The following is a 12,509-nucleotide window of genomic DNA, read 5'->3' on the forward strand; positions in this document are numbered from 1 at the left end:
CCCCTTCGTCTCTCCCCGCATTCTGGCGGTTCCCCGGGACTGCGCCATCCGGGTATCCCCCGGATGCACCCCGGGGAAATCCGGTTGCCGAGCGTGAGCGAACCGGCCAACCTGGGCCGATGGGCATTCCGGGCGGCTTCGCCTACGACGTCGACGAGCGCGGCACCGTGACGATCACCCACCACGGCCGTCCCGCCGGCACCCTCCGCGGCGGCGCCGCGGCGCGTTTCCTGGCGGCGGTCGAGAAGGACGACCCGCAGCTGGTCATGGCGAAAGCGACGGGCAACTACAAGCACGGCAACGAACGGCAGGCCCGCAACCACGCGCGCAACCGGGGCCGTTGATCCGGCCGCCGGGCCGGACAGGCCGCTGATGTGACGCAGTGTCCGCGGAGGTGAACTACCTCCTCGTCCGGGCCGTGCGAGAACGCGGTTCCGGGGATGTGCTCCCGTGTTCGTGGCGGTGGACGGCCTCCTCGCCGGCGGATCTTCCGCCGCGGCGACGCCAAGGCCACTGGCCTGGAGGCGCTGCGCCGAGCTGTCCGAAGCGCCGTCACAACCAGCGGCAGGCCCGCAACCACGCACGCAACCGGGGCCGTTGACGGGTCACCGGGATTTCCGCCCCGTTCGGCGTAACCCCACCAGACGGATGGGCTAACATCGGCCACCGTGCCGAAGACCTCGCCAAAGATTCACGCCGACCCGAACATCGGTTTCGCTTGGCTGAGGATGATCGGCGCGATCACCGTGATCGTCGATCACAGCATGCCGCTGCTGCACCCGGACCGGCTGACGATCTTCCCCGCGTCCTGGCACATGTCGCCGGGCTACATCGCGCTGATGGGGTTCTTCGCGATGAGCGGCTACCAGATCCAGGACAGCTGGGCGCGCGACCCGTCGTGGTGGCGCTTCTCCGCGCGGCGGCTGCTGCGGATCATGCCGCCGCTGGTCGTGGTGCTGCTGGTGACCGTGTTCGTCATCGGTCCGCTGGTGACGACCTGGCCGGCGCACGACTACTGGACGCACATCCAGACCTGGCGCTACCTCGTCGGCACGACCGTCCTGTTCTACATGCAGCACGAGCTGCCCGGGGTGTTCAGCGGCAACCCGTACCCGTTCTCCGTCAACGGCGCGCTCTGGACGCTGCCGATGGAGCTGCTCGGGTACGCGCTGGTCCTCGTCGTGGGCATCATCATCCTGATCGGGATGCCGCGCTGGTTCCTGTTCCTCGTCCTCGGCGGCATGGTCTACACGGACACGGTGCTGCACGCGACGTTCGAGCAGCACGGCCTGGGCGGCTCGCTGCTGGTCGTGCCGATCGGGTCGACGGTGTCGTTCCTGGTCCCGTTCGTGATCGGCGTGATCCTGCACAGCTACCGCGGCAAGATCCCGTTCCGGCCGCTGTACGCGTGGATCCTGTTCGCCGCCTACCTCGGCCTGAGCCAGACGCCGGCGAGCCGGTACGCGCTGGCGCTCAGCGCGGCCTACGGCGCGATCACCCTGGCGATGCACTGGCCGAAGCGGCTGGAGGCGGCCGGGCCGTGGGTCTACGGCAGCTACGGCACCTACATCTGGGGCTTCCCGATCCAGCAGCTGTTCATCTTCGCCGGGGTGCGGGAGGTGTGGCTGCTGATCCTGCTGGCGCTGCCGAGCGCCTACGTCGTCGGGCAGCTGTCCTGGAGCTACGTCGAGAAACCGACCCAACGACTGCGGCGGCACCTGCGCGCGCCCGCGCCCAAGCGGCCCGCGGTCCCGCCGCCGGTGCCCACGAGGGCTCGCCAGCTCCACTGATACCCGGCATGCTGGCTGCGTGGCCTACGACGTGCAGAAGATCCGCGAGCACTTCCCCGCGCTGACCGAAGGCGCCGCCCACTTCGACGGACCGGGCGGGTCCCAGGTCCCCGACGTCGTCGGCGAGGCGGTGGCCGGGACGCTGTGTTCGGCGATCGCCAACCGCGGCTTCGTCACCCCCGCCGAACGGCGCGCCTCCGACGTCGTCGCCCGGGCCCGCCAGGCCGTGGCCGACCTGCTCGCCGCGTCCTCCGACGGCGTCGTCTTCGGCCGGAGCATGACGCAGCTGACCTACGACTTCGCCCGCACGCTGGCCAAGAACTGGGGCCCCGGCGACGAAGTCGTCGTCACCCGGCTCGACCACGACGCGAACATCCGCCCCTGGGTGCAGGCCGCCGAGGCCGTCGGCGCGACCGTGCGCTGGGCGGACTTCGACCCCGCGACCGGGGTGCTCGCGACGGACGCCGTCGCCGGGCTGCTGTCGGAGCGGACCCGGCTCGTCGCGGTCACCGCCGCGTCCAACCTGCTCGGCACCCGGCCGGACGTGCCCGCGATCGCGGCGGCCGTGCACGACGCCGGCGCGTTGCTCTACCTCGACGGCGTCCACCTGACCCCGCACGCGATCGTCGACGTCGCCGCGCTGGGCGCGGACTTCTACGCCTGCTCGCCGTACAAGTTCCTGGGCCCGCACCTCGGGGTGGTCGCCGCCGCGCCGGCGTTGCTGGAGACGCTGCACCCGGACAAGCTGCTGCCTTCGACGAACGTCGTCCCGGAGCGCTTCGAGCTGGGCACCCTCCCGTACGAGCTGCTGGCCGGGACGACGGCGGCCATCGACTTCCTCTCGAACCTCGTCGAGGGCCCCGGCCTGCGCCGCGATCGGCTCGCCCGGTCGCTGAAGGCGTTGGAGGAGCACGAAAACCTGCTGCTCACGCGCCTGGAAACAGGCCTGGCCGCCATTCCCGGCGTCACCCGGTACGGCGCGCCGGACCGGAACCGCACGCCGACCGTGCTGTTCACGGTCGAGGGCGTCGCCCCGACGGCGGCGTACGGCTTCCTGGCGGAACAAGGCGTCAACGCACCCGCGGGCACCTTCTACGCGATCGAGACCGCCCGGCACCTCGGGATCGACGACGTCGGCGCGGTCCGGGCCGGGATCGCCCCGTACACCACGGAAACCGACGTCGACCGCCTCGTGGCGGGGGTCGCCGCCCTCGCCGTCGGCTGAGGTCGTGAGTGCGTAACAGCGGTTTAACACTGTTACGCACTCACGACCGTTACGGCGCCGGGGCGTAACCGGACGGGCGGGCCGTGAAGGTGCCACGGCCTTGCGTCCGGCTGCGCAGCCGGTTCGCGTAGCCGAACAGCTCCGCGAGCGGCACGGTGGCCGTGACCACCGCGGTGCCGGACCGCACGGCCGAGCCGGCCACCCGGCCCCGGCGCGCCGCGAGGTCGCCGAGCACGCCGCCGACGACGTCGTCCGGCACCGTCACGACCACTGACGCGACCGGCTCCAGCAGCCGCATCTCGCTGGCACGCAACGCTTCCCGCAGCCCGAACCGGCCCGCCGCGCGGAACGCCAGCTCCGACGAGTCCTTCACGTGCGTGGCGCCGTCGACCAGCGTGACGCGCACGCCGGTCACCGGGTGCCCGCCCAGCGGACCCTCGGCCAGGGCGTCGCGGCAGCCGGCTTCGACCGCGCGCACGTACTCGCGCGGCACCCGCCCGCCGACGATCGCCGACGCGAACTCGAACCCCTCGTCGAGCGGTTCGACGTCCAGCACGACGTGGGCGAACTGCCCGGCGCCGCCGTCCTGCTTGACGTGCCGGTAGACCAGCCCCGACACCCCGCGCACGACGGTCTCCCGGTAGGCGACCTCCGGGCGCCCGACCGCGACTTCGAGGCCGCGCGTCAGCCGCAGCTTCTCCACCGCGACCTCCAGGTGCAGCTCGCCCAGCCCCGACAACAGCGTCTGGGCGGTCTCCGGGTCGGTCCGCACGACCAGCGACGGGTCCTCCTCGGCCAGCCGCGCCAACGCCGAGGCCAGCCGCTCGCCGTCGGCCGACCGGCGCGCCTCGACGGCCACCGAGACCACCGGGTCCGCCGCCACCGGCGGTTCCAGCAGCACGGGGTCGCCCGGCACGCACAGCGTGGCGCCGACGCGGGCCGCCTTCGGCCCGGCCAGCGCGACGATGTCGCCGGCCACCGCGGTCTCCACTTCGGCGTGCCGATCGGCCTGGACGCGCAGGATGCGCGCGATCCGTTCCGTGCGCCCGGTTCCGGCGTCCAGCACCTGCTCCCCCTTCCGCAGCGTTCCCGAGTAGACCCGGACCGACGTCAGCCGGCCGGTGGCCGTCGCGACGACCTTGAACACCAGCGCGGCCAGCGGCGCCGCCGGGTCGGCCGGCCGGTCACCACGCACCGGCGTGACGTCCGCCGGTGACGGCAGGTAGGCCACGACGGCGTCGAGCAGCGGCTCGATCCCGCGGTCGCGGTAGGCCGAGCCGCACAGCACCACGAGACCGTCGCCGGTGCGGGTCAGGTCGCGCAGGGCCTTCTCGAGGGTCTCCGCCGAGACGGTCCCGGTGGCGCAGAACTCGTCCAGTGCCAACGGGTGCAGCTCGGCGACGGCCTCCTCCAGCTCCCGGCGCCGTCGTCGTGCCTCGGCCGAGGCGCCCGCCGGCAGGTGCACGAGATCGACGACGCCGGTGAAGCCGTCCTCGCGCCCGATCGGCAGCTGCACGACCAGCGGCGCCGGGTGCAGGCGACGCCGGATCGACTCGACGGCGGCGTCGAGGTCGGCGCCCGCGCGGTCCAGCTTGTTGACGAACGCGATCCGCGGCACGCCGTGCCGATCCGCTTGGCGCCACACGGTTTCGCTCTGCGGCTCGACGCCCGCGACGGCGTCGAACACGGCGATGGCGCCGTCGAGCACCCGCAGCGAGCGCTCGACCTCGTCGGTGAAGTCGACGTGGCCGGGCGTGTCGATGAGGGTGAGGCGGTGGCCGGCCCACGCGCAGCTCACGGCCGCGGCGAAGATGGTGATGCCGCGGTCGCGTTCCTGCGGGTCGAAGTCGGTGACGGTGGTGCCGTCGTGGACCTCGCCCGTCCGGTGGATGACGCCGGTGCGGTGCAGGATCCGTTCGGTGACGGTGGTCTTGCCGGCGTCGACGTGGGCGAGGATGCCGAGGTTGCGGACGTTGTTCAAGTTCGAGGTGCGCACGGTGCGGTCCTTTTGCGGAAGATCCGGTTCAGGGCAGCGCGATTCCGCGTGACTGTCCACAAAGGTGTGTCACGGGTCCGGTGTCAGCCGCGCGGCCGGCACCGCGGGCCCGAAGACACCAGGATCACCTCGAAGCGCGAACGGGAGACGGCGATGCGCGGACGCATGGCGGTCTCCTCTCGTTCGGCGCGGGTGTGCGGTTCCGGGGCAGCGTAGCGACGGCCCCGCCGGGCACCAACCGGTTTTCCGGCCGTGACAGCCGAAAGGCCACCCCGGACGGTTGCCGGGGTGGCCTTTCGGAGGGTCAGCTCGGGATCAGCTGGGGTCCTGGTCGAGCTGCGTCGCCTTCACCGCGTTGGCGACCTGGGTGCAGTCGTCGTCGGTGATGCCCGCGGTGCCCGCCTTCGCCAGCGCGGCGCAGGAGGAGTTGAGGGCCTCGCCGACGTCCTTGAACGTCGCGCTCGGGGTCAGCGTGTTCTCGACGCCCCACCAGACCTGGACCGACTTGTCGAGGCCGAGGCCGCGCACGGTCTGGTTGTTGAACGTGTCGCCGTCGGTGATCAGGTAGTCGGCCTTGTTCACGACGCCGTCGTTGATGTGCTCGTCCGGGTTGTTCGTCTCCCAGCCGGGGCCGTTGACCATGTCCGGCTGCGGGGACAGCGACGAGCGCGGGTCCTGCATGTTCCGGATCGCGCCGAGCGACGAGCCCGCGCCGAGCAGCCAGCGGTTGCCGCCGGTGTCGTTGGGGTCGTTCGAGGTGATGCCGATGAACTTCCCGAAGACGTCCGAGAGGCCCTCGTTGATCGAGTCGGCCTGGCCGCCGCTGAGCCCGGAGGTGTGCTGGGTGACGCCGTGGGTCAGCTCGTGGCCGGTGATGTCGTCGGTGGTGACGCCCTCGCCGAAGGCCATCTGCTCGCCGTCCCAGAAGGCGTTGGCGAACGGGCATTCGCCGTCGACGCAGATCCGGACGGTGCCGCGCAGGGCCTTGCCGGTCCCGTCGCTGTAGTCGGCCCCGATCAGGCCGGTCAGGTCGACGTTGACGTACTTCGAGTAGAAGTCCGAGGCCTGGCCGAAGAAGTCGTAGACGTGGTTGACGTCCTCGACGCTCGACTCGGCGGCCCCTTCCTTCCGGGCGACGTCGAACGCGGTGCCGCAGCGGACCGAGTCGGTGGTGCCGCTGACGACCTTGCGGTTGGCGTCGCAGACGTCGCGGTTCGCCTCGCGGACCTCGGACCACGAGGTCAGGACCTGCGGCGTGCCGGCCTTGACGACCTCGGTCCACTTGTCCTGGAACTTCCGGCCGTGCACCGTGACCTGGTAGGTCGGCACGGCGACGCTGTCGCCCTTCGCCCCGCCGAGCGTGGGGTCGAACCAGTAGGCGCGCGGCGCGTCGGCCGTCAGCGCGGTCTTGGCGAGCCCGGTGCGCTTGGCGACGTCGGTGATGGCCGCGTCGGCGGCACCCGCGTCGCTCGCCGGGAACATCCCCTCGGTCTTCTTCGTGGTCCGGCCGTGCGTGGTGAGCACCGCGCCCGCCTTGTCGCGGACCTGGACGGTCTGCCCGCCGAAGACCGGCACCCCGCCGATCTCCTGCTGCGACCGCAGCACGCTGCCGAACGGCATCGCCTGGGCGTTCATCGCGTGCATCGACGGCTGCGCGATGGTCGCGGACGCCGGCGAGCCGGTCACGACCAGCGATACCGCGACGAGGGCAGCGCTCGCTGTCGCTGTCCCAACGATGACCCGTTTGCGTGACACCCGGTACACCTCCGTGGAAGGTTTGATCACCTGACGTGAAGTCCGTGCAGGTTCACATGCCCCGAAGGGTGAGCACACCGGCTGAAAGTAGGTAACTGACCATTTGATGTCAGGTAACGGTTGCTAAATCACCGACATTTCGGACTCCGTCGGGCATCACGCGTGATCAGAGAGGCATCTCGCGTGATTGCCGGGGGCATCACTGCGATGCCCCGGGAAACACGAGTGATGCCTTTTCGCGCACGCGTGATGCCCCTGGGGACACGCGTGATGCCCCGCGGCGCTCAGGAAGTCGGGGGTGGGGCGACCACTCGGAGCTGGAGCATCGCCGCGAAGCGGGCTTCCGGGTCCGTCATGTCGAAGCCGCCCACCTCGGCCAGGCGACGGAGGCGGTACCGGAAGGTGTTCGCGTGGACGTGGACCGCGGCCGACGCGGCGATGACGTCGCCGAAGGCGTCGAGCCAGGCCCGGAGCGTCTCGACGAGGTGGGCGTGGTGCAGCTCGTCGTACTCCAGGAGGCGGGCGACCGTCCCGGTCGGGCGGTCACCCCGGGCGGCGACCAGGTCCTGCAGCTCCAGCAGCAACGCCTCGACGTGCACGTCGGCCAGCAGCGCGGCGCGGCGGCCCGCGCCGCTGCCCGTGCGCAGCACCCGCAACGCGCGGTCGGCGCTGTCACGCGCTTCCGGCAGCTCGGCCGCGCTGCGGGCCACCGGGCCGATGCCGACGACCGCGCGGACGCGGTCGCCCACCCGGTCCAGGAAGTCCCGCGCGATGCGCATCGCGCGTTGTTCGCCGTCGGCGTCGCGGCTCACCGGGACCAGGCCGTAGGCCGTGTCGCCGACGAGGGCCGCCGCGCAGCGCGGGTGGACGGCGCTCAGGTGCATGGCCAGGCCGTCGCTGAGGCGTTGCCGCTCGGTGGCGAGGCCGGCGTCGGCGGCCTCGCCGCTGTCGAGCACGGCCAGCGCCAGCACGACGACGGGCTGGTCGGCCAGGCCGAGCCGGCTCAGCGCCTCGCGGGCGGCGGCCCCGCCTTCCAGCGCCGTGCTGAGCAGGTCCGCGCGCAGCCGTCGTTCGACGTCGGCGCCCGCCCGGACGCGCAGCATGTGCAGCGCCACCAGGCGGGCGGCGTCGCAGAGGGCCTGGGTGCGATCGGCGGTCAGCGGCTCGGACACCGCGGCCCAGATGGAGCCGAGGATCTCGTCGCCGGCCCGGACGGCGACGGCCACGCGCGGCATCGTCAGCCCGTCGAGGCGTTCGACGGGCAGGTCGACGTACACCGGCTTGTCGGTGCGGTAGAGCTCGCGGAACACGCCGCGGTCGGACAGCATGCGCGCGAACCGTTCGGGGACCTGGCGGCCGAGGATGGTCTCGACGCGCGAGGGGTCGGCTTCGTCCTGCCGCCCGGAGAAGGCCAGCACGCGGGAGCGGCGGTCCTCGATGGTGACGGGCGCGTCGATGAGCGCCCCGATCGCGTTGGCCACGGCGAACAGGTCGCCCGACGGCAGCCCGGCGAGGGTCTCCGGCTCGGCGTCGCCGACGTCGCCCTCGGCCAGCAGCGACCGCAGCATCGCCGCGAGCTGGGTCCAGGACGCGCCGCGCGTCAGGGACAGCAGCGCGACGCCGGTCTCCTCGACGGTGGCCCGGACCGCGTCGGTCACCGTGACCGGCGCGCGCAGGACGAGCCCCGCGGCGTCGTGGCGGGCCAGGATCCGCAGCTGCCGGACGACCTCGTCCGGGTCGCCGAGGCCGACGCCGAGCACCAGGGCGTGCTGCGGCAGCGCCGGTTCGTCGAGGGGGTCGTGGATGGCGACGCCGCCGATGCCGCCGGTCCGGTCGCCGTCGCCGAGCACCAGGTCCAGGAGGGTGCCGCCCAGGTCGTCGAGGACGCGGCCGAGGCTGGCGTGCGGGCGCAGGTTCACGGAAACGAGCACCTCCCGAAGCTAGGCGTGTCGCTGCCAGCCTAGTTCGTCGGCATGGACGAAATCAGCCCCCGAGTTCGTCGACACCGACGAACCCAGGGGCCGGACGTCAGATCAGCTTCGCCGCGACGTTGTACGCCTCCACCTGCAGCCGGGCCTGCGGCACCCGGCGCGTCGGGTCGACGCGGATCGTGCGGCTCTCCCCCGGCAGCAGCCAGAAGTAATTGTCGTCGTAACGCGTCGGCAGCACCCGATCCTTCCCGTTGCGCTCCCGCAGCGACAGCCGGATCATCGCCGCGACGGTCCGGCCGGTGTTGCGCACCGTCGCGACGTAGCCGGCGCCGTCCGGCCGCAGCGACGTCGTCAGCTGCGCGCCCGGGAGCTGGTTGAGCGCCCGCATCGCGGCGTCGGTCCGGTACCGCCAGTACGTGTTCTCCGACAGCACCGCGCCGTGGGCGTCGGTCAGCGTGAGCCGCAGCAGGTGCAGGTCCGGCAGCCCGGCGTCGAACGGCACCACGAAGGTGTCCGCGGCCTCGATCGGGGCGACGTCGACCTTCTGCTGCCGCGCCTCTCCCAGCGGGGCGCCGTCCAGCCCGTACAGCCGCGCGGACGCCGTGACGCCGCTGAGCGCGGCCGGCGTGTGGTTGACCACCCGGACCTGCCACGTCGAGAGGTCGGCCTGGACGTGGTGCGCCTCGCACCCCTTGCGCGCGCCGTAGTAACTGCCGTTGACGTCGAGGTCGTAGTCGTAGGTCTGCCAGACCGTGCTGTGCCACGCCGGGTGCGACATCCACAGCAGCACCCCCGTGGCGTCGGCCCACAGCTTCGTGTTCCACGCCTCGAAGATCGCGCGCATGCTCTCGTAGTTGACGAACTGGGCCTTGCGGCAGAACTCCGCGAGGCTCGTCGACGGCGCCAGGCGCGCGTCGATCGCCGCCAGGTAGGTCTGGGGCGACTGGTTCCCGTTGGTGGACCAGTCGTGCAGGAACCACGGCGCGCCGATCGGCCAGCCCGCGTCACCTTCGCCGACGAGGGTGCGCATGCTCTCGACGACCGACACGGTCGGCAGGCCGATCTCGCTCCAGAACCCGTGCTTGCCGCCGGTCGCCTCGCCGGTGAAGTACTGCTTCGGGTCGAGCCAGCGGTACGGGCCGTCGCCGGTGATCACGCCGCCCGCGGAGTTGCCCTGGTAGAGCAGGTCGGTGCTGGTCGTGACGATCTCGCGCAGCGCGGAGTCGATCACCGCCGGCGGGGTGCCTTCGTTGCAGCCGAACCAGACCGTCGCGCACGCGTGGTGGCGGTAGCGCAGCACGGTGTCCTTCGCCTGGGCGAGGAAGATGTCGTGGTTGGCCGGGTCGGTCGACCAGCCGTCCCAGAACTCGTTCCACAGCAGAATGCCGTACTTGTCGCACGCGTCGAACAGCTCTTGGCGGTAGGACGAGCCGACCCAGTTTCGGATCAGGGTGAAGTTCATGTCGCGGTGCATCGCCACGACGGCGTCGGTCCGCTCCTGCGGCATCCGGCGCAGCAGCTCGTCCCAGCCCCAGCTGCCGCCGCGGGCGAAGACCTTGACGCCGTTGACGAGGAAGGTCAGCGGCTTCGGGCTGTTGTCCACCGACACCGCGTCGGTCCAGGTCTGGCCGTCGGCCGAGACCTGGATGGTGAACGTCGCCGCGTAGGCCGTTTCCCAGGTCAAGACCACGCGATCAAACGCCGTCGCGGCGCCGAGGTCGACCTGCAGCCACTGGTTGTCGTCGTAGGCCGACGTCCAGCGCGTGTTCGGGTCGCCGTCGACGGCGTTCTCCGGCGGGTTGCCGTCCGCGACCGACGACGACGTCGCGGTCTTGCCCTTCGCCAGGTCGGCGTCCGGGGCGGCACTGTCCACAACGGACATCGTCCACAGCGAGAAGCCCCAGCCGGTGGCGCGTTTGAGACCCTGCATCCGGACGTACCGCGCGTTCTGCGAGGCGAGGTCGACGGTCTGGGTGGCCCGGCCGTCGGCGATGACGATCGGCAGGTCGTAGCGGTAGCCGATCTGGCGCAGGCCGATCTTCACCGTCCGGCGGTCGCTGGTCGACGCGCCGATCGCCGCGGTGAGCGTCAGGTCGTAGAGGTTCGGGTCGCCGTACCCGTTGGGCCACCACAGTTTCGGGTTCTTCACCTGCTGCGCCGGGAAGACGACGTCGGTGCTCTGCCCGGCCGGGACGGTGACCGTGCTCGACACCTTCACCGGGCCGAAGGCGGCGGTGACCTTGATCCGCTGCGCGGTGGCGGCGGCGTTGCGCACCGGCACGGTCAGCATCACGAGCGCGGTACCGGCGGCGGGCAGCTTGGTGTCGACGCGCACGTCACCCAGCACGGCGGCGCCGGTCGAGCGCAGCCGGACGTGGTCCCAGATGCCCGACGCGCGGTCGCGCACCGCCGGCATCCAGTCCCAGCCGGACACCGCGAGGTAGGTCGGCGAGTTGTCGAACATCGTGCTGCCGGCGTCGACGAACGACTGCCCGGCCGGCCCCTTGTCGCCGGGACTGCCGGGCCGCGGCATCGGCGAGATCTTGACGGCGAGGGCCTGGTCGCCGGAGCGGCGCAGGGCCGCGGTGACGTCGAAGACGCCACGGCCGAACGGGTGGCTCTGCGTGCCGATGTTCGCGCCGTTGAGCCAGATCGCGGCCTCGTGGTTCACGCCGTCGAGTTCCAGCCACACGTGCCGGCCCGGCGAGGTGTCGAGGCCACGCGGGAGCGAGAACCGGCGGCGGTACCACCAGGCGTGCCGGGAAAGCGCTTCCGGGACGTGCATGGTGTGCATCCCCGACACCGGGTCGGGCAGCTGGCCCTGCTCGACCAGCGACGCGAGGACCGTGCCGGGCACGGTCGCCGGGAGCCAGCCGCGGGTGTCGACCGACGCGCCGGACAGCGCGGCGCCGTCCCCGGTGGGCGTCCAGTCGTCCATCGTGAGCACCCAGCCGGACTCGAGCGGCACGGTGCCGTCGGGGGCGAGCGCCAGCGCGGGCGGGTCGTCGTGCGGGCGCACCGGGAAGCTGGTCCAGCCGCGGACGGCGGGCCGGTGGTCGCGACTGGTGCCGAACACCTGGAAACCGTTGAGGCCCAGCGGGTTCGTGGTCGAGCGGCTCGCCGCGGTGAACCGCACCCAGCGGGCCGTGGCCGACACCGGGATCGTCACCACGCCGCCGGTGCCGGCGTCGGTGTGGTGGACCGTGCGCCAGGCCTTGCCGTCGCCGGAGACGTCGAGGTCGAAGGCCACCGCGTAGCTGGAGAAGACCTCGTCGCCGACGGTGTGGGTGCGGGACGCGCCGAGGTCGAGGGCCGGGTCGCCCGGCTTGGCCTCGAAGGTCAGCACGACCGACTCGATCGTGCACTGGCCCTGCAGGTCGACGACGATCCACTGGCCGTCACCGGAGGTGGCGCGCCAGCCGGAGCCGCGGACGCCGACCTGGGCGAGGCCGTCGACGGCGAACTCGGCCGGGGTGGCGGCGTAGTCGGTCGAGGACACCTGGACCGGCCGGAACAACGCCAGGTCGGTCCGGGCGGCCCGGCCGTCGGCCGCCGCGGGCGCGGCCGAGGCGACCCCGCCCGGCAGGACGGCCGCGAGGCCGAACCCGGCCAGCAGCCCGCCACCCACGGCCAGGAGGTTCCGCCGGGACACCGAAGCCACCTCCGGTTCGACGCCGGCCCCGATGCCGTACTCCTCCGCCATGCGAACTCCGTTCTCGAAGCGGCAGTCACGCACGACGCGGGCCCTCGCGGGGTGTCGGCGCCGGTGACTGACAACGTTGCCAGTGAGCATCCGCCGCGCTCGCGGGGAC

Annotated in this window: 7 protein-coding genes; 3 read left to right on the forward strand and 4 right to left on the reverse strand. The window is 72.2% G+C overall.

Annotated elements, in window-relative coordinates; all coding sequences use genetic code 11:
- The first annotated feature begins 119 nt into the window (after positions 1–119).
- The 3 genes from MUY22_RS40240 to MUY22_RS40250 all read left to right on the forward strand — a co-directional run bounded on the left by MUY22_RS40240 (position 120) and on the right by MUY22_RS40250 (position 3,015).
- On the forward strand, positions 120–344 hold the full coding sequence (locus MUY22_RS40240) for a hypothetical protein (protein WP_247052419.1): 225 nt from the start codon (positions 120–122) through the stop codon (positions 342–344).
- A gap of 324 nt (positions 345–668) precedes the next feature.
- Positions 669–1,790, forward strand: coding sequence for an acyltransferase (locus MUY22_RS40245; protein WP_247052420.1), 1,122 nt, complete (start codon positions 669–671; stop codon positions 1,788–1,790).
- A 19-nt stretch (positions 1,791–1,809) separates the two neighbouring features.
- Positions 1,810–3,015: a cysteine desulfurase-like protein gene (locus MUY22_RS40250; protein WP_247052421.1), complete on the forward strand. Its 1,206-nt coding sequence runs from the start codon at positions 1,810–1,812 to the stop codon at positions 3,013–3,015.
- A 49-nt stretch (positions 3,016–3,064) separates the two neighbouring features.
- Here MUY22_RS40250 and fusA read toward each other — a convergent pair whose 3' ends face one another.
- From fusA to MUY22_RS40270, 4 genes are all read right to left on the reverse strand, one after another.
- Positions 3,065–5,011, reverse strand: coding sequence for an elongation factor G (gene fusA, locus MUY22_RS40255; protein WP_247052422.1), 1,947 nt, complete (start codon positions 5,009–5,011; stop codon positions 3,065–3,067).
- 315 nt (positions 5,012–5,326) lie between these two features.
- Positions 5,327–6,766, reverse strand: coding sequence for a M4 family metallopeptidase (locus tag MUY22_RS40260; RefSeq protein WP_247052423.1), 1,440 nt, complete (start codon positions 6,764–6,766; stop codon positions 5,327–5,329).
- Between the two features lie 284 nt (positions 6,767–7,050).
- Positions 7,051–8,697, reverse strand: a complete 1,647-nt coding sequence (locus MUY22_RS40265) for a CdaR family transcriptional regulator (RefSeq protein ID WP_247052424.1) — start codon at positions 8,695–8,697, stop codon at positions 7,051–7,053.
- A 97-nt stretch (positions 8,698–8,794) separates the two neighbouring features.
- Positions 8,795–12,400: a discoidin domain-containing protein gene (locus tag MUY22_RS40270; RefSeq protein ID WP_247052425.1), complete on the reverse strand. Its 3,606-nt coding sequence runs from the start codon at positions 12,398–12,400 to the stop codon at positions 8,795–8,797.
- Positions 12,401–12,509: the final 109 nt, after the last annotated feature.

Origin of the sequence: Amycolatopsis sp. WQ 127309 (genome assembly GCF_023023025.1) — a bacterium.
Taxonomy (GTDB): domain Bacteria; phylum Actinomycetota; class Actinomycetes; order Mycobacteriales; family Pseudonocardiaceae; genus Amycolatopsis.